20 protein-coding genes are annotated in these 22,712 nt (G+C 44.5%); 5 read left to right on the forward strand and 15 right to left on the reverse strand.

Going from position 1 to position 22,712, the window contains the following annotated elements:
* Positions 1-62: 62 nt before the first annotated feature.
* Genes EPX21_RS00005 through EPX21_RS00025 form a run of 5 tightly spaced genes read right to left on the reverse strand, consistent with a single transcriptional unit; the run spans position 63 to position 5,237 of the window.
* Positions 63-1,673, reverse strand: a complete 1,611-nt coding sequence (locus tag EPX21_RS00005) for a lantibiotic dehydratase family protein (protein ID WP_134087625.1) — start codon at positions 1,671-1,673, stop codon at positions 63-65.
* Positions 1,674-1,684: 11 nt separating this feature from the next.
* Complete coding sequence (locus EPX21_RS00010; RefSeq protein WP_134087626.1) at positions 1,685-2,449, reverse strand: hypothetical protein; 765 nt, start codon at positions 2,447-2,449, stop codon at positions 1,685-1,687.
* 11 nt (positions 2,450-2,460) lie between these two features.
* A complete protein-coding gene (locus EPX21_RS00015) occupies positions 2,461-4,761 on the reverse strand; it encodes a peptidase domain-containing ABC transporter (RefSeq protein WP_134087627.1) in 2,301 nt (766 codons plus the stop codon).
* Positions 4,762-4,780: 19 nt separating this feature from the next.
* The gene (locus EPX21_RS00020) at positions 4,781-4,975 is read right to left on the reverse strand and encodes a hypothetical protein (RefSeq protein ID WP_134087628.1); all 195 of its coding nucleotides are present in this window, start codon (positions 4,973-4,975) and stop codon (positions 4,781-4,783) included.
* A gap of 58 nt (positions 4,976-5,033) precedes the next feature.
* A complete protein-coding gene (locus EPX21_RS00025) occupies positions 5,034-5,237 on the reverse strand; it encodes a hypothetical protein (RefSeq protein ID WP_134087629.1) in 204 nt (67 codons plus the stop codon).
* A 335-nt stretch (positions 5,238-5,572) separates the two neighbouring features.
* Between EPX21_RS00025 and lipB the strand changes: the two genes are divergently transcribed.
* Complete coding sequence (gene lipB / locus EPX21_RS00030) at positions 5,573-6,286, forward strand: lipoyl(octanoyl) transferase LipB (RefSeq protein WP_134087630.1); 714 nt, start codon at positions 5,573-5,575, stop codon at positions 6,284-6,286.
* Positions 6,287-6,320: 34 nt separating this feature from the next.
* Here the strand turns inward: lipB and EPX21_RS00035 are convergent, their stop codons facing one another.
* From EPX21_RS00035 to recJ, 6 genes are all read right to left on the reverse strand, one after another.
* Positions 6,321-6,947: a DUF6266 family protein gene (locus tag EPX21_RS00035; protein ID WP_134087631.1), complete on the reverse strand. Its 627-nt coding sequence runs from the start codon at positions 6,945-6,947 to the stop codon at positions 6,321-6,323.
* 244 nt (positions 6,948-7,191) lie between these two features.
* Positions 7,192-8,619 (reverse strand): L-serine ammonia-lyase, encoded by a 1,428-nt coding sequence (locus EPX21_RS00040; RefSeq protein WP_134087632.1) that lies wholly within the window; start codon positions 8,617-8,619, stop codon positions 7,192-7,194.
* A 128-nt stretch (positions 8,620-8,747) separates the two neighbouring features.
* Complete coding sequence (locus EPX21_RS00045; protein WP_134087633.1) at positions 8,748-9,347, reverse strand: hypothetical protein; 600 nt, start codon at positions 9,345-9,347, stop codon at positions 8,748-8,750.
* 206 nt (positions 9,348-9,553) lie between these two features.
* Complete coding sequence (locus EPX21_RS00050) at positions 9,554-11,071, reverse strand: GH3 auxin-responsive promoter family protein (RefSeq protein WP_134087634.1); 1,518 nt, start codon at positions 11,069-11,071, stop codon at positions 9,554-9,556.
* 122 nt (positions 11,072-11,193) lie between these two features.
* On the reverse strand, positions 11,194-11,931 hold the full coding sequence (gene lptB / locus EPX21_RS00055; protein ID WP_134087635.1) for an LPS export ABC transporter ATP-binding protein: 738 nt from the start codon (positions 11,929-11,931) through the stop codon (positions 11,194-11,196).
* 68 nt (positions 11,932-11,999) lie between these two features.
* A complete protein-coding gene (gene recJ / locus EPX21_RS00060) occupies positions 12,000-13,700 on the reverse strand; it encodes a single-stranded-DNA-specific exonuclease RecJ (RefSeq protein WP_134087636.1) in 1,701 nt (566 codons plus the stop codon).
* A 229-nt stretch (positions 13,701-13,929) separates the two neighbouring features.
* Here recJ and EPX21_RS00065 point away from each other — a divergent pair, with 229 nt between their 5' ends.
* Entirely contained in the window at positions 13,930-14,703 is a 774-nt protein-coding gene (locus EPX21_RS00065) for an MBL fold metallo-hydrolase (protein WP_134087637.1), read from the forward strand.
* Positions 14,704-14,718: 15 nt separating this feature from the next.
* On the opposite strand, the gene EPX21_RS00070 is transcribed toward EPX21_RS00065, so the two are convergent.
* Positions 14,719-15,354: a response regulator transcription factor gene (locus EPX21_RS00070; protein WP_134087638.1), complete on the reverse strand. Its 636-nt coding sequence runs from the start codon at positions 15,352-15,354 to the stop codon at positions 14,719-14,721.
* On the reverse strand, positions 15,320-17,350 hold the full coding sequence (locus EPX21_RS00075; protein ID WP_134087639.1) for a sensor histidine kinase: 2,031 nt from the start codon (positions 17,348-17,350) through the stop codon (positions 15,320-15,322). Before EPX21_RS00075 ends, EPX21_RS00070 begins: the two co-directional genes overlap by 35 nt.
* Before the next feature lie 178 nt (positions 17,351-17,528).
* Here EPX21_RS00075 and EPX21_RS00080 point away from each other — a divergent pair, with 178 nt between their 5' ends.
* The gene (locus tag EPX21_RS00080) at positions 17,529-18,002 is read left to right on the forward strand and encodes a hypothetical protein (protein WP_134087640.1); all 474 of its coding nucleotides are present in this window, start codon (positions 17,529-17,531) and stop codon (positions 18,000-18,002) included.
* A gap of 81 nt (positions 18,003-18,083) precedes the next feature.
* On the opposite strand, the gene uvrB is transcribed toward EPX21_RS00080, so the two are convergent.
* Entirely contained in the window at positions 18,084-20,111 is a 2,028-nt protein-coding gene (gene uvrB, locus EPX21_RS00085; RefSeq protein ID WP_134087641.1) for an excinuclease ABC subunit UvrB, read from the reverse strand.
* 296 nt (positions 20,112-20,407) lie between these two features.
* On the opposite strand from uvrB, the gene upp reads away from it, so the two are divergent.
* Complete coding sequence (gene upp / locus EPX21_RS00090) at positions 20,408-21,052, forward strand: uracil phosphoribosyltransferase (protein WP_134087642.1); 645 nt, start codon at positions 20,408-20,410, stop codon at positions 21,050-21,052.
* A gap of 98 nt (positions 21,053-21,150) precedes the next feature.
* Entirely contained in the window at positions 21,151-21,849 is a 699-nt protein-coding gene (locus EPX21_RS00095; protein WP_134087643.1) for a YjjG family noncanonical pyrimidine nucleotidase, read from the forward strand.
* Here the strand turns inward: EPX21_RS00095 and EPX21_RS00100 are convergent.
* The gene (locus EPX21_RS00100; RefSeq protein ID WP_134087644.1) at positions 21,841-22,704 is read right to left on the reverse strand and encodes an ROK family protein; all 864 of its coding nucleotides are present in this window, start codon (positions 22,702-22,704) and stop codon (positions 21,841-21,843) included. The two genes, EPX21_RS00095 and EPX21_RS00100, sit on opposite strands and share 9 nt — an antisense overlap.
* Positions 22,705-22,712 lie beyond the last annotated feature (8 nt).

A 22,712-nucleotide genomic window follows, 5' to 3' on the forward strand; every position in this document is an offset into this window, starting at 1 on the left:
ACAAAAATTAATAAATTTATAACTCGAAAGTCTCCTTAAGGTTTCATCCTAATGTGTCTAATTTAGTTTGAAGACGTACATCTACGTAGCACATTACCCACTCTTCCCTGCGGCAAACAGACGATTTCTGCCAGCACAGCGTCTGCATCTAATTGAGTTTCTTTTTGCGCAATTGTGTCTGTCAATTCTTTGACGGTTGGATGGAGATAGGAAAACCTACCCAACAGGGCATTGGCCGTGCTTCCGCCTACATGTTGTATATAGCATGCTCCGCTTGCTGAGAAGGAACACATAACAGATACCGTATTGGCCAATTCATTCGTTTTAGGAGCAAAGCCTTTTATATCCTCATCTTTTAATACCAACTCGTCTTGCCCTTCCAAAAACAACTGCTCACATCGCTTTTGCAAAAAAGAGTGCCAAAGTTCTTCGTCCTGAGTGCCTTGCTTTCTAAAGTCACTTGCACCTCTCAGCTCTTCGCTGATAATAGCATTATAGGCAATATTGCCTATCCCCTTGGTTACCGGAAAGCCTATGCCCAACTCGGCATCCAAAACTTCCAATAAGGGAACTTCCTGGAACTCATAACGCTCAAGGAACAGCTTTTTAAATTTTCGGAGTTCTTCTTCTGCAGGCGAGCGTTTGGGTGTAAAACGACTTAGCGCCTCTACTCCACTCCATAAATCTTTTATGCTTTGATCTTTCAACAACAAACTATTATCCGGGTCTCCATAGAGATCCACCTGCAGAAGAGCTCCCTGCCAAGAAATCCCTAGTTGTTTAATCGCCGACTCTAGCGGCTCCAATTTTTCGACCGGAAATTCCCCCAGCGGCGACTGTTCGATCGACAGCATAGTCTCCCTGAACAAGAGCAATACTTCCAAGTAAGGAACCATCAATGAGCAGCTTTCCGCTATAGTGCGCAGCCGACTGATCAAGTGATCAAGTTGTCTATCTCCTAGCATCTGAACGGCTAAATCACTAACCAAGAACTGCATCGCGAGCAACTCCTTTACAAAGGCCTGCTTATCGGATTCACTTTCTTCATAACCTATGAGATCAGACAATTGCGTAAAGCTTAACGCTTCAATTCGTGCCAAATAACAAATTTCATCCAAAAGCTCGGTACGCTCTATGGTGCTGAGCTGATAATGCGTCCGACCGTCCTTAAGCTGCGCTTCCATATACCGATAACTGTCAGCTATTGTGTAGAGCGATGGGTTAATGCGATAGTGTAAAAAAGGGACTATATTGTCGTCCCTTTCTATTTTTCCAATGATTGCCTGCAGCAGACCTACATCTACGCGCGCGCGCCGACGGCGTTCCACATTTGAACCGGCTAATGTTTTATTCTCAGGAACCAAATATCGCATCGTACAGCCAGCAAATATGCCGTAAGGCGTACAGCGACTGCTCGCACGAATTATATACTTCTTGAGCGTATGCAATATCCTTCCCTTCTTTTTCGCATCAAGCAATTTGCCTTCCCGGAAAGCGACAGCTTGACGATAAAAATCAGGAGATGCCCAGTACAAGGATTCCAAGAAAACCGGATCATCCAAGCGCTGAAACAGCAACTTTTCTAGCTCCGCTTCGCCTTCTCGACTGACTATAAGATCGGTCAACGGAAACAGCGGTGTCCTGACTATTGCTTTTCCAAAATGTTGATACATGGTGGGTATTATTAAGGCTTATATAGGCTTCCGAAGATCCTTTCAAAAATACTCCGGTCGTTCAATAGAATTTCGGCGTCTCCTTGCATAGTAGGCAATATGGGAAGTTCCCGATTTCTTGAGGTTACCAAACGCGGGGTGCGCAACTCAACATAAGCCTGGTGGTGTTCATCTACTTGCACGGGTAGAATACGTGCGATTTGGCCTTCCAGAAAACCGTACTCATTAGTGGGATAATCGTAAAGATTGACTTTTACCGACTGGCCAACTTTGACTTTCCCGGCTCCTTTATTGGCATACTTTATTTTAATATCGAAAGCGGTAGCCTTAGGCACTACCCAAATGACCTGGTCCAAGGTATTCGTGGCATCAATGCCTTTAGAGACATAAATTTTTCCGTTCATCGGTGTGATAATTGCTTCTTGCTCATTTTTCTTTCTGTCAGTCCGGACTAACAAGGTATCCCCTACCATCACCTCATCACCGTCTTTTATTAAAAAGCGAAAATGCTGATTGGCATCTTCTCGGCGTACAGTCACTTTCCCGGGCTGTTCTTTAGCCTGTATCAATACATCCGCCATCAGTGTATCCGGAAAACGCACCTGATGGATAATAATTAAGGCAATTAAACCCACGCAAAACAAAACGCCCAGGCCCCAACGAACGAGCCACGGAGGTACCTGCCCGACGATCTCCTCCATTTCATTCGAGTTGTTCTGATCATTTACCGATCGTCTGATGTTGTTTAAAATCGATTCTATAGGTGTGTTTGGCATACAAGACATAATTAAGCAGCACCGAGCTCAAGCTGATTTTTCACCAACTCAAAGTAGTATCCCCGTTGTTCGGCTAGTTCATAGTGCGTCCCTTGTTCAACAATTTCACCATCTTTCATGACGATAATCTGATCGGCATTTTTGACCGTGCTCAAACGATGGGCAATGACTAAGACAGTCCGACCAGCATAGAACCGGTCTAAATTTTCCATAATAATTTTTTCATTATTAGCGTCCAGGGCGCTGGTTGCTTCGTCAAAAAACAAATATTTAGGATCTTTATACACCGCACGCGCAATAAAAAGACGCTGCTTCTGTCCACCGCTTAAGCCGGATCCCGTATTCCCCACCCGTGTATTAAATCCGAGGGGTAATTTCGCAATGTAGTCCTGTACATTTGCAACACGTACTGCCTCATAAAGTCGCTCTTCCTGTATACGCTCGCCACTCACTGCAATATTACGCGCAATGGAGTCGGAAAAAATATAGCCCTCTTGCATCACCGTGCCGCAATTGTTTCTCCACAATTGGGCGGATATATCCTGCAAATTAATCCCATCTACCAATATACTCCCTTCAGTTGGCGGGTAAAACTTCAACAACAGCTTCATTAACGTAGTCTTTCCACTTCCACTTGCTCCCACAATGGCCGTTACCTTCCCTTTAGGAATGTGAAGGTTGAGATTCTTTAGTATCAATGGACTCTTCGGCCCTCCGTAACGAAAGGAGAGATTATGCAACGTTATTCCGCTACCACCGTCCGATTGGATGTTGCGTAAAAACTGACTATGATTTAAGTAAATACCATCCCCCATATCGTTGGCTGACTGGTATCCGATGTTTTCGTTAAAGCCGATCAAGTCTTCATTCGACTCCTCTTCTTTTCGATTATGTACTTCGCCCAAGCGGTCTAAGCTGATTTTGGCATCTTGAATATTCCGTATAAATTGAATGATCTGATTCAAGGGATTATTCAGCTGGCCCACGATATAGGAAATACTCAGCATAACACCCAAAGTGATTTCCTGATTAATAACCAACATAGCAGCCGCATAGGATATCACAATATTCTTCAACTGTGTAAAAAAGGAGGCGCCAATTTCCTGATATTGCTCCAAAGCGAGGCTTTTAATGTTTACTTTAAAAAGCTTGGCCTGTATACGTTCCCATTCCCATCGCCGGGCCTTTTGCCCATTATACAGTTTGATCTCCTGCATCCCCGTAATAATTTCATAGACACTATTCTGGTTCTCACGCGCCCGTTGAAAGCGATTGTAATCAATGTGTTTGCGCTTTCTCAGAAACAAGGATATCCATAAAACAGACAGTAGGCTGCCTATAAAAAAGATAGTGAGCAGCTTGGCGTCATAAATGGCCAGTACAATTGAGAAAACGATAAGGTTGATGAGAGAGAACAGCGTATTTAAAGTCGATCCAGTCAGGAACGTTTCAATACGGTGGTGGTCGTTAATACGTTGCGTAATATCTCCCACATTCTTCGACTCAAAGAAGTTGATGGGTAGTTTCATCAACTTGACCAAAAAGTTAGAGATAATGGAAATGCTAATGCGCGTACTGATATGCAACAAAATCCAGTTGCGGATCAAATCAACGGCGATGCTGCCCAAAAACAATAGAAGCTGAGAAAGTAAAATTAAATGGATAAACGAAATATTCTTTCTATTCACTCCAAAATCCACCAAACTCTGTGTGAGGAAAGGGAAGCACATACTGATGAGACTACCCAATAGCATTCCGAGAAATAGTTGAAAAAAATACCGCTTATATGGTCGTAGGTAATCAAATAAAAAGCGAAATCCCTTCTTTTGTTCCTCACGCTCCTCGCTTTCGTTATAGAAATCTGGAGTTGGCTCCAACAAAAGTGCCACACCTTTTTCGTCATCAGAACTTAGCCAACACCGCTTGAACACATCAATATCCACCCGCACGAGATTATGCCCCGGATCACCTATTACCAGATATTCATCCGCTCTAAAGAGATTCTTTTTTTCTACGTCATACAATACAACGAAGTGCTCTTGGTTCCAATGTAATACACAGGGGAGCGGCACCTGCTCTATCAATTGCTTGTAACTTACCTTTGCCACCAAGGTCTTGAAGCCAACCTTTTCGGCAGCTTCACTTAAACCCAATAAGCTTACCCCGTTCTTCGTGATGTACGAATTCGCCCGTAAATAGTCCAATGAATAATCTTTCCCATAGAAAGCAGAAACCATCCGTAAGCAGGTTGGCCCACAATCCATGTAATCCAGCTGCTTGTAAAACTTAAACTTCCTACTGAAGAATTTCATTACACTTGTCTTTCATTCGTTAATTATTGGCATTGCCCGTTGTCGGCCAATGCGTATCTACAGTCGTATCCTTTTTACCACCGGTAATACGATCGCCGTCAATTTCAATATCATCGTCTTCTGCGGCTTCCGTCAATTTGAAGGCTTTCAGCTTTTCGATGCTCTTTTTAATTTCTTCGCGCTTCGAGTTGGTTGATTGATCTTTCTTTCCCATACTGATGTGTTTATTTTTTGTGATATTTAGCGTTGTCCAGGCCTCGAAACTCAAGCAGTCAACTTTCAGCAAAATCATTAAACAGGTCATTAATCTTTACTTTCGTGGCTGTGTCCTGTGACTGTTCGTAAATTGGCGGTTTGTACTCCTTAAAACCACCGAATAGTTGATCAGATTGCTGCTCATCTAACTTATACCGCTCGCAAGCCGCTACGTTACGTTCTCTTTTCTTTATTATCAGCCGATTAAATATTCCTTTCATCTCGTAATAATTTATTCGTCAGTACTTATTTTTGTGTGTTGTAACCATGCGCCGTAGGATGCCTTTAATCGAGTACCGTTTATCGCCAGCAAACATTTATAAAATGAAATTAGTGGGAAAGATGGAAGCGAGCACTTTTTTTAGACGAAGTGGCTTAGTTATTCGACCGAAATGAGGTAAAATACCTATAAAGAATTCCGCCCCGCTTTCAATGTAAAAACCCCTTGCGGTTATATTGACATACACTTTACTTACCAACATGGATATCAGGGAAGCGGAACCCAAAAATCCTAAACAAAGCGTATCTTTGTAAAAGACTTTAGAAAGGTGTATTGATGAACAAAAAGGTATTCTTTGAGGATTGGGGCAACGTGGATTATCAGGAAGCGTGGGATTGGCAAGAACGTATTTTTGCACAGATCGTGCAACAAAAAACCGATAACCGGCTTAACGGTACGGACTCTCCTACAGACAATTACTTAATTTTTGTAGAGCATCCACACGTTTATACTTTAGGAAAAAGCGGAAAAGCGGAAAACCTATTATTAGACGAACAAGGCCTTCTGGATAAACAAGCCACTTATTATAAAATCAATAGAGGGGGCGATATTACTTATCATGGCCCCGGGCAGCTGGTGGGCTATCCCATTCTGGATCTCGACAACTTTTTTACCGATATTCATTTGTATATGCGTACGATTGAAGAGGCAGTCATTCGTACACTCGCGGATTACGAAATAAAAGCCGGACGTTACGCCGGCTATACCGGGGTATGGTTGGATCCCGACAATGAAAGGGCGCGAAAAATTTGCGCCATTGGTGTCAGAGCGAGTCGATGGGTAACCATGCACGGCTTCGCTTTTAATATTAACACCGATTTAAACTACTTCAACAACATCGTCCCTTGCGGTATAGACGATAAAGCCGTTGCGTCTCTGCAAGGTGAGCTGGGCCGCGAAGTACCGATGGCAGAAGTAAAAGAACGGTTGAAAAAACACTTCGCTGATTTGTTTGGGATGGAGCTAAGTCAACAGACGGCTGCCCATTAACGCAAATCGATTATTGAGGAAATGCTGACTTTTTTTAAATAGCCCCGCAATACACGCTGTCCGAAATGCGATCATGATAGGTATCACGGAAGGCCGCGTATACATGTATCGGCTTGTCAGCAGAGGTCAAGGCGCTGTCTTCCCAACTATGTGTTTGTGCCGATCTTTCGGGGCCGATTTCCCGGAAATCGCGAAATAAATCCCCATCATAGAGTAAAACCACTAAGCGGTCGCCTCCCCATCCGCGTATCGTTTCCCATGACATCGTGATACGGTTTCCCTCACGTTCAACGGTGCAATTGCGCGGCGGAGCTATCGTCCCCTTACTAATCAGCACCTTTTCCGGATTCACATAGGGGTCGCCATTTTCGTCAACCTCTACGGCATACTTACGCGTATGTGACTGCGCCATCTGAAAAGGTCCCACCCTACTTCCCGGCGGCGCTGCGTTTCTAAAGCCAAATAGGACAAAAGGCTTTATTGGAGCCAAAAATTCGGATACAACGCGCATTTTGGCTTGGTTTAACAATTCCTTTGGAGAGAAGCGCTTGGTACGACGGCCAACCGTACGAACTACCAGTTGACCATTTAGTTCATACGATATTAGGTCGCCCGTTCTTCCACTAATAGAACCATGAATGCCATTTCTTGCAATTGCCATGTTAAAATGTTTGGTTTATATATGTGTATTGACCGAAACAGCTTTATGCCTGCTTCGCCCTAAAGTTACTATTAAAAAAGTATTTATCAAGTTTTAAGAAAGATTTACAAGGGGGTTAATAAGGCTTTACCTTTATTAACCCCCTTGTAACCCCCTATCAAACCCTTGTTAACCCTCTATTAAGAATAAAGCGTGCACGAATCAAGACCAACCTAATCCCGAAGCAGCCTCGACGGCTAAAACACTAACATTCTGGTAAACTCAAAGGAATATTGGTAGCGAGGCCGCCATCGGAGGTCTCTTTATATTTGGCGTTCATATCAAGCGCAGTTTCCCACATGGTATTCACCACTGCGTCTAAACTGACTTTCGCTTTTTCGGGATTAGACTGCAGCGCCAATTGCGAGGCGGTGATCGCTTTAATGGCTCCCATGGTATTTCGTTCAATACATGGAATCTGCACCAATCCACCGATTGGATCGCAGGTCAGGCCTAAGTGATGCTCCATGGCAATTTCCGCTGCCATCAGCACCTGCCGCTGTGAACCGCCCAGGCATTCGGTCAAGGCTGCCGCAGCCATGGCGGAAGACACCCCTATTTCAGCCTGACAGCCGCCCATAGCTGCCGATATTGTGGATCCCTTCTTAAAGATACTGCCAATTTCAGAAGCCGTTGCGATAAACTGCATAATCTTTTCCTGATAAAAGCCATCACAAAAGGTGAGGTAATATTGCAGCACCGCTGGTATCACACCTGCAGCGCCGTTTGTGGGTGCCGTAACAACACGTCCAAAAGATGCGTTCTCTTCATTCACGGCCAAAGCAAAACAGCTTACCCAATCTAATATATACTGGAAGGAAGCACCTCCTTCACGAATCGCTTTGATCCAGCTGTCGTAGTCGTGATACCCTCGCCCATTAAGCAGCTTCTTGTTGAGTTTTGCTGCACGTCGTTCGACATTCAGCCCCCCTGGCAACACCCCTGTGGTATGGCAACCGCGATAAATGCAGTCTCGAATGGTATGAAAAATATGCAGGACGCCTCTATTGGTTTCTTCCTCACTTCGCCAGGCATGTTCGTTTTCCATCACTACTTCCGATACTTTTAAACCGGTACGCATGCACCATACCAGCAATTCCCTCGCATTCTGTATAGGAAAAGGCAAATCTACTTCCTTCGATCCATCGTGTCTTTCGTGCTCCTGTACAACAAAGCCACCACCGATAGAGTAGTAGGTTTCAGAACGGGCTTTACCACTGGTTAAAAATGCCTGAAAAGTAACGGCATTGGGGTGAAAGGGCAGGCTCTCCTGAAATAAAAAAAGTAAATCATCAGTATAGCTGAAATCGATCCGGTGTACACCGCCCAGATTAAGATAGTGACGCTGTTTGATATCATCTACTTTTGGCTGGATCTGATTAACGTCGAACGTAACGGGGTCATCGCCACTTAACCCTAAAAGAACAGCAATGTCCGTTCCATGTCCTTTGCCCGTTTTAGCAAGCGAGCCATACAACAGAATCTTAACGGTCTCCGTCTCTTCCAGCAAACCCTCTTTCTGGAGTGTTTCGATAAACTTTTGTCCGGCACGCCAAGGGCCCAGTGTATGGGAGCTCGACGGCCCAACACCAATCTTAAATATATCGAAAATGGAAATCTGCTCTTTCTTCATAAAACATTACGAAGTTAAGCGATATAATTGTCATTTCATCACCATTTTCCCATATCTTTTCAGGCATGATAGATACGTTTAAAGGATTACCTTTAGGAAGTCGGCCTATTTGGAAAGCAAACAACCGCTTACTTAATCTTTGGAAAAAAACCTGTCCTGTTAGCATTAAATTGCTTATTTTCTATTCCCAGTAAGCGTTTAAAACAATAATAGAACAGCAGTCCGACAGGAATTATAAACAGATAGATGTAATATAGTCGCTTGCCGATATGAATAAAATTAACGTAGCCCCTTAACATGTTGCCAAGAAAACTCGTTGTTATTGAGTCAACAGAGTACGCATACAATATGAAATTATTAACTGAAGCGACAAAATGAACAGCCAATACCATGGCCACAACGAAAGGAAGCATGCGTACGAACGACCGCCAATCCAGTGTATTGACTTTTTGCTTTCTTTTCAATATTTTGAGCGCTGGTTTATGCTCTTGCAAGGTAGGCCTTTGCTTATGAAGGCTTAACGCAGCGTAAGTTATCGCTATCAATAAAACCGCTTCGAACACAAAAACCAAGATCAGATCCTTAAATCCGCGCCCAAAAAGCTGCACAACAAAATGAAGTTCATTGGACGGATTAATCTCACCACCACTGAAAAGATAGGTACTCCAAAGATCTAAGAATAAGATCAATAGAATCAGCAAATAGACGAAACCTTTATTCCTTAACATTACGATATACGTTTTTTGTGATTGGACCGCCTCCAAAAGCTAATAATCGACATTTCGACCATCGCGCCGTAACGTAGAACAATCTGTTCATTAACGTAATACAGACCTTTCCATTCGCTAACTCAGTCAAGGTGGACGCGAGGAATGACTCTTTAGACCTTTACAACAGTTATTTTACGTGCTGGCTTTCAAATTGTCCATCCCCCTTATAACTGCAATAAAGACAGTATGCTAGCGAGGTAATTGCGATCGTTAGCCAACCGGGGCACTTTGTTTTGGCCACCCAATTTATCCCGACTTTTCATCCATTGATAGAAGGTCCCGGCAGGGGCTTTATGGATAATCGGCTCGCCGAGTGCCATATTCTTGAAACGCTTTGCGTCATAATCGGAGTTCAGCTCCCTCAACTTTTCGTCCAATACGCGTTTAAATTTGTTGAAGTCGTCCGGCTCTCTTTCAAACTCTATAATCCATTCGTGAGCACCCGCCTCATTGTTACGAAAATAAACGGGGCCTGCTGTATAATCGCGAACAATGGCGCCAGTCGCCTTACAGGCTTCGTCAAGCCCATTATCTGCGTTGTCCACAATCAATTCTTCACCGAAGGTATTGATATATTGTTTTGTTCGGCCGGTAATCTGTATGCGATAGGGATGCAGGGTTGTAAATTTAATGGTATCTCCAATCATGTAGCGCCACAGGCCAGCGTTAGTCGAAATAATCAGGGCGTAATTCTTTCCAAGCTCCACTTGGTCGAGCGTAAGCGTTTGTGGGTGTTCGTCGTGCAGGTGTTCCATGGGCAGAAATTCATAGAAGACCCCATAGTCGAGCATGAGCAGTAAATCGTCGGAGTCCGACTGGTCTTGGATTCCAAAATAGCCTTCCGAAGCATTGTAATTCTCCAGATAGTACATATTATCAGAGGGTATTAACTTTTTAAACTGCTCTTTATACGGTTTGAAGCTCACTCCGCCATGAAGATAGAGCTCCAAATTAGGCCAGATTTCAAGCAAATTGTCTTTGCCCGTCAATTCGAGCACCCGCTTTGCCAATACAACGTTCCAGGTGGGAACGCCGGATAAATTGGTAACGTTCTCATGGATAACTAAGTTCGCGACACGCTCAATCTTTTCTTCGAAGTTCGGGTTAAGCGTCGTTTCCAAATCGGGCGTTCGGTACATTTCCGCCCAGAAAGGAAGGTTACGAATCAAGATCGCTGACAGGTCTCCTGAGCTGGACTCCCCGTTGCCCAACTGATTGATCTTATGGCTTCCCCCCAGCACCACCCCTTTACCGGTGAAGACTTTCGCATCCGGTCGGTTATGGCAATAGATAGAGATGAGATCTTTTCCTCCCTGAAAGTGGCAATCTTCCAATGCTTCCTCACTTACCGGTATAAACTTGCTGCGATCAGCGGTGGTACCGGACGACTTGGCAAACCATTTGATATCCGAAGGCCATAGCAGATTTTGTTCGCCGGCAATCATTCGATCGATGTACGGCTTCAAGCTATTATAGTCTTGAATAGGCACCCGTTCTTTGAAAGTGTCGAGGGTACAGATCGACTTATAATCGAATTGCTTGCCCCACTCAGTCGCCTGTGCGGTGGTAATAAGGCTTTGAAACCATTCTTCTTGAACCTCATGGGGATACTTCATGAAAAGTTCAATCTGATGGATCCGCTTTTTCATTATCCAATTAATAATGGAATTGATGATTGCCATTTTGTTATATTAGGATACCTTGGTTTTGTTTACTAAAGTAACAAATTTTATTCACTAAAGATTCGCTTCGTGACTCAATATTCGCTAAACGCCCTCTTTATTCACTATTTTAATTCCAGCACTTAGCCTAGTTTTTTTCTCCTCAGCTCAAAATGTCTTCCCAAATAATAAGTCCTGGCCATTTCATTAACCGCTATTTCCTCCGGTGTGCCTGTCAGCATAATCTTCCCTTCGGTGAGCAAGTAAGCTCTATCGGTAATCGATAGGGTTTCCTGCACATTATGGTCGGTTATTAAGATACCGATATTCCTATGTTTTAATTTATGTACGATCGTCTGGATTTCCTCCACTGCAATGGGATCAACACCCGCAAAAGGCTCATCCAACAAAATAAAATGCGGACTGGCGGCCAGTGCACGCGCAATTTCGGTACGCCGACGTTCACCACCCGAAAGTAAATCGCCCCGGTTTTTTCTCACCTTATGCAAACTAAATTCGTTGATCAGCTCTTCCAGTTTCTCTTTCCTGACAGCTTTGTCTTGATGATGGATTTCCAACACCGCCATAATATTATCTTCTACCGATAACTTTCTGAAAACCGACGCCTCCTGGGCGAGGTAACCGATACCCTTTTGTGCTCTACGGTACATGGGATCTTCTGTGATATTGTCGTCCTCCAAATAGACATTACCTTCATTCGGTTTGATCAAGCCGACAATCATATAAAATGAAGTGGTCTTACCGGCGCCATTTGGCCCCAATAAACCAACGATTTCCCCCTGCTCCACGTGAAAGGAAACGTCGTTTACAACGGTGCGTTGTTTATATTTCTTTACAAGATGTTCTGCTTTTAGTATCATATTAGCTGTTAGCTTTTAGTCATTAGCCGTCGGCTTAAAGCATAAAGCTTATAGCCACCGCTTAAAGCTTATATCAACTTAATTCCCTTTAGACTCAATTGAATATTCCTTTTGTCTCTCCAAACATTTTCCTCAATGGTGAAGCAGGCCGTAAAGGGTATTCCTTTATTAACATAGGCCATGTACTCGCCCAGGCCAAAACCGATGCAATCGAAAACCGGCGCGCCTTCCTGGGTGATATACATCTTTAAATGGTTTGCTCCTACTAATTGTGCCGCGCCCACGGAATAAACATTCTTTGCCATAAAAACCGGCGCATTGTTTTCCGGACCGAAAGGAGCAAATTGCTGTAAAACGCGAAAAAACTTAGGCGTAATATCGGCCAGATTTAATCGCGAATCGATGGTGATTTCAGGTTCCAATAACTCCGGAGCGATACGCTGGGCTACTACCTGCTCGAATTTCATCTGCAATGCTGGCACGTTTTCGGCCTTCATCGTCAGTCCCGCAGCATACTTATGTCCACCGAACTGCTCCAACAGATCACTACATTCCGAAAGCGCTTCGTACAAATCAAAGCCGGCCACGGAACGGGCCGATCCGGCTACGTGGCCATTTGACTTGGTAAGTACAATCGTTGGGCGGTAGTATTTTTCTGTTAGTCGAGAAGCAACGATGCCAATAACGCCTTTGTGCCAGTCCTCTTGATAAACGACGGTGGTTTTTCGCTTAACAGCCGTTTCACTTTGTTGAATGATTTCCAAGGCTTCCGCCGTAATGCGTGCATCGAAATCTTTACGCTGCATATTCTGCATATCGATCAAACCGCAACAGCTTCTTGCTTCTTCCAAGCTTTTTGCAATCAACAACTTGATCGCATCTTTGGCGTGATCTATCCGTCCCGCCGCATTTATGCGGGGACCGATTTGAAAAATCACATCCGTTAAGTTCATATCACCTACCTTAGTAGAAAGATCAACAAGTGCTTTCAATCCCACGCTGGGATTATTGTTCAGTTTTTTCAGTCCATAGTAAGCAAGCACTCTGTTTTCGCCCGTTATCGGCACAATATCGGAGGCAATACTTACGGCCACCAAATCCAGGTACTGAAAAACTTCTGCTTCGTCGAGCTGATTTGTTTTGGCAAAGGCTTGGATAATCTTAAAAGCAATCCCGCAGCCGGACAGTTCCTTATAAGGGTAGGAACAATCGCTACGCTTCGGGTCTAAAACGGCAACCGCTTCAGGCAGCGCATCACCCGGCGTGTGGTGGTCGCCAATGATAAAATCGATCCCTTTGGACCTTGCGTATTCGACCTGATCAACCGACTTGATCCCGCAGTCGAGCGCAATAATCAACGAATAATTATTTTCGTCTGCATAATCAATACCTTGAAAGGAAATGCCATAGCCTTCTTTGTACCGATCGGGGATGTAGTAACCAATATGGTTATAAAAGCGCTTTAAAAAGCTATAAAGCACAGACACCGCGGTTGTCCCATCCACATCATAGTCACCATAAATCAGTATGTTTTCTTTTATGCCGATTGCGTGCTCGATACGTCGGATAGCCAGATCCATGTCTTTCATCAGAAAGGGGTCGTATAGATCGCTAAGTGAGGGCCTGAAGAACTTACGCGCCTGTTCGAAGTCCTGTACGCCGCGCTGGACCAACAGGGTAGCCAAGACCTTATGAATGTTAAGCGCCTTTGATAAAGAACTGACGATACCTATGTCTACTGTATTTCTTTCAACCCACCTTTTTTGCATATACTTTATCTATTAACTGTATCTCCCAAAGGCTAATAAGAGCGCGCTAACCCTTTTATATGCCCCTGCAAGGGTTGCATATAAAGCGCAATTTATCTAAGTTTGTGCTATTCGATCGGTAAATATACGTTTTTTTAGTTGTAAGTATAGGCTTGCGCCCTGTACGTGAGCTCAATCGTTCACGGATTTTTACTTATAACTTATCACTTTTAACTTACAACTTATTCGCATGCAAGCATTTTCTTTATACGAAGGTTCTTATTCAGTTGACAGCAGCAAGAAATTCATCCCTTTTGATCCTTCAAAAGACGACCCCAAAGATCGGAAAGGCTCTTTATTTATTCACATTCATCCCTTTCTCATCCAAACGTCTAAGGGCTTGATTTTGCTGGATACCGGATTAGGCTATAAAGACGAGGCTGGAAATCTGATTTTGCACGACAACATTAAAAAGGCAGGTTTTGATCCGCGAGATATACGTTTTGTTTTGATGTCGCACTTACATCAAGATCACGCTAGTGGCATGGTTTATGAAAACCAAGGGAAACTGCAGTTGGCTTTTCCTGAAGCCACGTATTATGTTTCACGTGGAGAGTGGGAAGCCGGCTACAGCGGAAAATCGAGTTCTTACAAGACGGAGGTTTTCGACGTTCTTCAACGTAGCGGGAATTTGGAGTTAGTGGAAGGCGATGGCCGTATTAACGACGCGATCAGTTATGAACACAGCGGCGGCCATACCGAATTCCACCAGGTTTTTCATATACAGGAGAACGGTCAATACTATTTTTTTGGGGGCGATGAACTCCCCGAACCGGAGCAGTTATTACGGAAGTTTGCTGCGAAATACGATTTCGATGGGAAGAAAGCCATGCGCCTAAGAGAAAATTACGGAAATCGCGCAGCAGCCGAGGGATGGATCTGTATGTTCTATCATTCCACAAAGGCGCCTTTCGGGAAGGTTTCCATCGTCGACGATAGTTTCCGGGTGGAAGGAATTAAGTAAGTCGCTATTACCCTGCTAAATCAATTGGTATTGCGTAGCAACCCGGATTAATGCAGCTGCGTTGGAGACCTCAAATTTCTGCATCAGGTTTCGCCTGTGGGTTTCCACGGTGTGGGGGCTGATAAACAACATCTCTCCGATCTCGGCAGTTGTCTTTCCCTCGGCAATGCAACGAAGCACCTCCTGCTCCCGTCTGGTCAGCTTAGGCAAATTCATCGGGTCATGTAAGGCCGCTTCGAATAGCGACTGCTGCACTTCCGGACTGAAATAAACCTTCTTATTGACAACGGATCGAATCGCGTCGATGATTTCTTCGGCGCCTGCGTTCTTTAACACATACCCATTGGCACCATTTTGAAGCATCTTTGTAATCATACTGCGCTCGTTATAATTACTTATTCCAATAATGTGGGTGCGAGGATAAAGTTGTTTGATTTGTTTACATAAATCAATTCCACTCATGTCGGGTAAATTGATATCCAATAACACCACATCCACACTTACTTCCGTCAAAAAGCCCAAGGCACTGTCGCCATCATGGCAGCAAGCTTTAACCGTTACGGAAGCATTGTCGGACAATAAGGCCTTCATACCCTCCAGCACTACTGGATGATCATCAACTATAAGTAGGGAGATATGCTGCATTGACATTAAATTCTATATTAATCGTTGTTCCGACATTTCTTTCCGACTGAATATCCAACTGCCCATTGAGGTAGGCTACTCTGTTTTTCACATTATGCAGCCCTATACCTTTTTTGTCCTGCGCATCCATGGCATCAAAACCGCAGCCGTCGTCTTCGACGGTGATGAACACTTTCTCCTCGTTTTGAATACATTGTACCAAGATGGTATTAGCGCCGGCGTGCCGTACCGCATTATTAATCAACTCCTGCAAGATACGGTAAACCATAATTTGGCGATCTTTATCATCCTCTAAGGCAAAACCATAGGTTTGAAGCGAGATATTGATACCTGAACGTTCAAGGTCCTCACAAAAATCACGTAGTGCCGTCACCAAGCCGAAGCGCAATAGCGTTTCCGGCATCATGTTTCTGGCGATTCTTCGCAGTTCATTTACCGCTGCATCCAATTTATTCAGGATAACCTGATGTTGCGCCTGAGCTTCCTGTCCTGATCCAAGGCATGGATTTTTAGACAAGAGCAATTTCACATTTGACAATAAGCCTCCCAAACCGTCGTGCAAATCACTGGCCAGGCGCTTTCTTTCTTGCTCCTGCCCTTGCAGCATGGCATCGAAAAACCGTAGTTGCTGTTCCTTGCGCATACGTTGGAGCTGTTCCTCGTGCAAATCACTTTGCTGCTTTACTAAGCGCTGTTTATTCCGGTAAAGCAAGTAGCCCAGCACAAGCAGCACCAATAGGCAAGCTAACACAATGCAAATAAAAAAGAGGATCGCCTTATTATATTTTAGAGCGGCCGTATTGAGCTGGTTCTCGGCCTTCAAGGCAACGATTTCTTTCTCCCTTTTTGCATCTTCGTATTTTTTTTCTATCAAATTTATCTTGACGTGGCTCTGTTTCTCGTTCACCGTATCGGCCAATGCAACATATTCTTTTAGCAAGGTAAATGCTTTTTCCCGATGCCCCAATGCCTCTTCTACATCGACCAAATTCTTAAGGCTGATCAGCCTATTACGCGATAAAGGGTAATTTTCGTTTTCCTTATAAACGCGGTAAGCCATTTCCCTGGCTTTATCGAATTCCCGCTTATCAAAATGTAGATAATATTTGCGGTTGAGCAGTTCGATGTGATTGTAGGCCTCTTGACGCCGACTGGCGAAAGCAATCCCATCGTCGTAGCTTTGTAAGGCTCGGTCGTGGTTTTTTTCCACGTACTGCTGGTACATACCAAAGAGAATATAGTAATTTGTCCACGGATACGCGTTCGGCTTATCGCGCAATTGCTCGTAGGCAAAATCAAGGTGATCGCGCATTCTTTGCCTGTTAAGGTCCGAAAAATCCTCCTGGAAAAGTAGGGTCTTCACCATTCCTAAATGGCTACTAACTGCATCGGCGTATTCTTGGTGCTTTGCAAATATGTTCGCTGCGCGCTGAAAATAAGAAAAGGCCTTGTCGTACTGTTTAATATCAGCAAAGACATTGCCTATATCATAATAATTATTGGCCAGCAAGAGCGAGTCACCAATGGCTTCGAGTATGGGACAGGCCTCTTCTATCAGTATTTTCAGAAAGCTTTCTGTATCGTCCTCCCGCTGACTTATAGCCCCTATATTGTGCCAAACCCGGGCAAGATATCGCTTGGCGATGTAGGACGTATCTACTTCCAATAACGCCCGTGCTTTTTGAAACTCTTCCTTCGCTTCTTTCAGGTTATAATGTTCCATATAGACGCCGGCTACATAATAGTGTGCGATGGCGATGAGCCGCTCATCTTTTAGCTGAACACTTCGATCAAAGGCGTCTTGGGCAAAGTGCATCGCTTTCGCCGAATCGATATAAAGCCAGTGATCTGAAAGTTCCTGTAAGGCACTTATCTTCTGCCTTTCATCCGCGTTGCTTTCCAGCACCTTTTGCAGGCTGTCTTCATTGAAGGCAAGCTTCTGTTGTGCGCATAGGAAATGGCCGCAGCAAAACGACAGAAGAAAAGCTAAATAGTAATGCATAAGCAAGTGACGACTAACAAACAAATTTATTGATTATTGAAGGCATAATGGCAAAAAACAAGAATATACCGGAAAACCACTAGTACAAAATCCCGAATGTACAGGATAGCATAAAAAGAAATAAAGCAGCAATTTTGCTCCAGTAGCTTTTTCAAAAATAAATAATTCTAAATTAAAGATGAGACAAATTTCTTTCCTTCCAACCTTGTTGGTATTGTTAGCGGTTTTCATGGTAAGACCAGTTTCAGCACAAAGTGGAGCGCCATACAACACGAGCTTTGGCTTATTCTTAGACCTTGGAAATGGTGGCACCTATGTCGGCCCGCACGTGAAACATTTCTTTACTGAAAACGACGCCGGACAAGCGATGGTGCTATTTGGCAATGATATAACCATTTTAGGTGTTGAATACTCTTATAACAAGCGGATACCAGATGCAGGGGGATTAATGTGGAATGCAGGGATCGGTCCGCAAGTGCTATTCGGTGACGGCGACACCGGCTTTGCGCTCCGTCCGCAAGCAGGCCTGGAATTTAAGGTTCCGCAAGCCCCCTTGAGCGTGGGCTTCGACTGGCGTCCGTACTGGATTGTTTCGCCCGACTCAGAGTTTGAAGCCGGGAGGTTTGGCCTTACTTTCAAATACACGCTTTAAAGGTGGAGGCTTAGGGTGTAGGGGTTAAGGTTGATACTGCCCTGCACCTCATCATGCCCTTACCTTATACCTTACACCTCATTAGAACTTCTCTTTCATGGTTTTTTCCAAGGCAAACATTTCGTCGCGCAGTTTGGCGGCTTGCAAGAAATCCATATCCTTGGCAGCACGTTCCATATCCTTTCTAGCAGTGTCGATCGCCTTCTGCAATTGGCTTTTGCTCATATATTGAACCACTGGATCGGCCGCTACGCTACTTGCCGGATCGGGGTCGACGTAAGCTTTGGCCGCCCCTCCTTTGAAATCGGCCACGGAGGTCTGCTCCATAATGGCCTCGCGCGATTTACCGACGGTACGCGGTACGATTCCATGTTCTTCATTATAGTTGATCTGCTTCTCTCTCCTTCTGTTCGTTTCATCAATGGTAGCCCGCATGCTATCGGTAATACTGTCTGCATACATGATTACACGTCCCCGATCGTTTCGCGCCGCTCGGCCTATGGTTTGTATCAATGAGGTCTGCGAACGCAGGAAACCTTCTTTATCGGCATCCAAAATGGCCACTAAGGTCACCTCAGGTAAATCCAGGCCTTCCCGCAACAGGTTTATTCCGACCAAGACATCGAACTCGCCCAAGCGAAGGCCTCGTAGAATTTCAACGCGTTCCAAGGTCTTTATTTCCGAATGGATGTATCGAACCCTGATTCCGAGACGGGTCATATACTTGGTAAGTTCTTCAGACATTCGCTTGGTAAGGGTAGTCACCAACACCCGGCCGCCCTCTTTCGTCACTTTATCTACTTCATCCAATAAATCGTCCACCTGATTAACCACCGGTCTGATTTCAATGGTAGGGTCCAGCAATCCGGTAGGCCTAATAACTTGTTCTACTACCACACCTTCGGTTTTCTGCAGCTCGTAGTCACTCGGCGTAGCACTTACATAAATAGTTTGCGGAGCCAAAGATTCAAATTCTTGGAAATTCAGCGGACGGTTGTCCAATGCCGCCGGAAGCCGGAAACCATACTCCACCAATGAAATTTTACGTGAGCGGTCGCCTCCGTACATAGCCCGTATCTGTGGAACCGTAACATGGCTCTCGTCGATGACCATGAGGTAGTCTTCCGGAAAATAGTCTAATAAACAGAAGGGCCGCATTCCGGGCTGTCTGCCATCAAAAAAACGCGAGTAATTTTCAATACCGCTGCAGTAGCCGAGCTCGCGCATCATTTCCAAGTCGTAATTCACCCGTTCTTCCAAACGCTTCGCTTCGAGCATCCGCCCATCTTTAACAAGCTGCTCTTTCCGTTGCATCAACTCGTCTTGTATCGCCCATAAAGACTGCGTGAATTTCTCTTTAGGTGTCACAAAGAGGTTGGCAGGGAACAGCGCTAAGGTTTCCATCTTCTCCAGCGTCTTGCCTGAAACCGGATCAATCACACTGAGCTCTTCAATTTCATCACCAAAAAAAATAATACGATAGGCATCGTCCATATACGCCGGAAAAATATCCACCGTATCGCCCTTTACCCGGAAGGTTCCACGTTTAAAATCGGCCGTGGTGCGTGCGTACAATATCTCCACCAAGCGATGTAAAAAAGCGTTCCGACTGATGCTGGTACCTACACCGAAGCGAAATACCGATCGGGAGAAATCCTCCGGATTCCCCATACCGTAAATACAGGAAATTGATGAAACGACAATGACATCCCGCCTTCCGGACATCAGGGCCGATGTGGTACGGAGTCGAAGCTTTTCAATTTCATCGTTTATCTGTAAATCCTTTTCGATATAGGTATTAGAGTGCGCAATGTAAGCCTCCGGCTGGTAATAGTCGTAATAAGACACGAAGTAGTTAACCGCATTATCCGGAAAGAACTGCTTCATTTCACCATAGAGCTGTGCGGCCAATGTTTTATTGTGACTCAATATTAGCGTTGGACGTTGCGTTTGCTCAATCACATTCGCTATCGTAAACGTTTTACCGGAGCCGGTAACACCTAATAGCGTTTGGTAATGCTCACCGGCCTCTACCCCTTCTACGAGTTGTCGAATAGCTTCCGGCTGATCACCCGTGGGAACGTATTCCGAAGATATCTTGAATTTCATGAACGTATTTTGCTTTTAAAAGACAATGATGGGACTGACGATGAGGCAAATTTATTCGTTTTAGACAGCCTCTATCACGCTTAAACAATCGCTATCCGTTTATTGGAAGCTTCATTTAAGCCCCTTGGATTCATTGCATTTTTTTTGTTATTTGTATTCGGTTTTTGGTGTCGGCGAAGTCCGCATGACACTGTGTTTTACGTGGATAACGAAATCTGTTATCATCTAAGATAAACAAAGATACGAAAAAGCTGTTTGATTGTAATACAGACAAACCAACACTAAATATCTACAACATGGCCTTTATCCTCACTAAAGAAAACAGTATTGCCAATCATTTTATTGCGGAAATGCGCGATGTCAATATACAGCAAGACCGCATGCGATTTCGTCGCAATATGGAGCGCTTGGGAGAAATTTTTGCCTATGAAATCAGCAAAAAGCTTACCTATAAGCCTGTTGAGGTGGAAACTCCCCTGGGCACTGCCGAAACCTCTTTATTTACTGAGCAGCCGGTATTGATTACAATTGTGCGTGCCGGACTTCCCCTTCACGAAGGTTTGTTAAACTTTTTCGACAGAGCAGATTGCGGTTTTATCGGAGCCTATCGGAAGACGAAAAAAAGCGGTGCTTTTGAAATTGAACGAAAGTACCTGACATCGCCGGACCTGAAGGATCGGGTGGTTGTTGTCGTAGACCCTATGGTGGCTACCGGCAGCAGCATGGTACTAAGCTGCCAAGAGCTGCTGGCCACCTATGCTATCAAAGAATTACATATTGTTGCAGCCATTGCCAGTGAGGAAGGTGTGGAACATATAAAGGCTTATTTGCCTAAAGCACGTTTATGGATTGGCGTGGTAGATAGTGAAATGACGAGTAAGGCCTATATAGTTCCTGGCCTGGGCGACGCGGGCGATTTGGCCTATGGCGAGAAAGTCTAAATTAGCTATACGCTAAAGCAATAGGCTGTAGGCTTTATGCTATAAGCAGGCTTAAAGCTTGTTAGCTATAGCTGAGCAAAAACTCCTATCTTTGTGTTATGTATACGCACAAGAAGCACTTGTTTTTTGATTTAGATCATACGCTGTGGGATTTCGACAAAAATGCTGAAGAGACGCTCCATGAACTTTTTGTCACTTATAAATTTATAAATTTGGGAATCCGGTCGGCAGATGTCTTTATAGAGACCTATACCCGAAACAACCGGCGCGTGTGGGCGCTATACCATAACGGAAAGATCGATAAGACGGAATTACGCAGAGCGCGATTTGCGGACACTTTTGAGGAGCTAGGCTTATCGCCCACTTTATTCCCGAGTTCTTTTGAGACCGATTATCTCCGGTTATGCCCCCATAAGCCTCATCTTTTTCCCGGCGCGCACGATACCTTGGCCTATTTGAAAGAGAAATACGTACTGCATTTGATTTCCAATGGGTTTAAAGATGCGGCAGAAATAAAAGTAGTTAAAACAGACATTAAAAAATACTTTTCGCAAATCATCATCTCGGAAGATGTTGGCGTACACAAACCACATCCGGATATATACCACTTTTCGTTAAACGCTGCAAAAGCTTTAAAGGAAGAAAGTGTGATGATCGGCGACAGTATCGAAGCCGATATCCGGGGCGCTCAAGCCTTTGGCCTGGATGCTATTTATTTCAATCCTAATGGACTGGAAGAGCCCATAGACGTAAAGCGTAGTATTAAGGGACTTGAGGAGTTGAAACAATTATTTTAACTCCCCTGCTGCACCATAAATCGCGGCCATTTCTCCCAATGCTGCGATTTCTATGGGTAACGAATATCCTTTACTAGCCAATAGTCTATGCGTGTGTTCGAGAAAGAGCCGGTGTGCCTTGCTGATATTTCCGCCCAATACCAAACCTTCAGGCGATTTACTAAGCAGATAATCCGTAACGAAAACACCTAGCGTTTCTCCAAATTCACGGAAGACATCGTTCGCCACTTGATCTGCGGGAACGAGTTCACATAATGCCTTTACGCTTTCTACATGCTGGCCACTGCGAAGACAATAGGTATCTTTCAGCCACCTTCCCGCAAGGTAGTCTTCTGCGATACCCTCCCTAAACGGAGCACACCAGAGATCCCCATCTTCCGCATGCCCGTTCAAAAACAGCGCACTTCCGAGTCCGGTACCTAATGTTAAGCCTACCGCTCTTTTGAATGCGGTACCCGCTCCGGCAAACATCTCACCTTGCAGAAAACTAGCTGCGTCATTTATAAACTTGATAGCCGATGGATCCATCGCTAATTCTTCTGCGAGCAAGTCTCGAACATTAATTTCGTATAGCGCTTCGTACTTATTCTGTCCTTTCATCAAACTGATTCCCTTCTCATAATCAAAAGGACCAGGAATGGCTATTCCGACCGGTAACTGGTCGAACCCTCCTTTTTCCAAGGAAGCTTTTATGCAAGCAGCCCAAGCGGTAATAATAGCAGGAACAGTATCGTGTGAATTAACAGTATGTCGCTCGAATGTCTCTTCCAGCAATGATTTAGTTTCCAGATTGACCAAAGCCGTAGAGATATGTGATCCCCCGATGTCGCAACCTACTACAATTGTATTACTCATTAATGCGT

Origin of the sequence: Olivibacter sp. XZL3 (assembly GCF_004368405.1) — a bacterium.
Classification (GTDB): domain Bacteria; phylum Bacteroidota; class Bacteroidia; order Sphingobacteriales; family Sphingobacteriaceae; genus Olivibacter.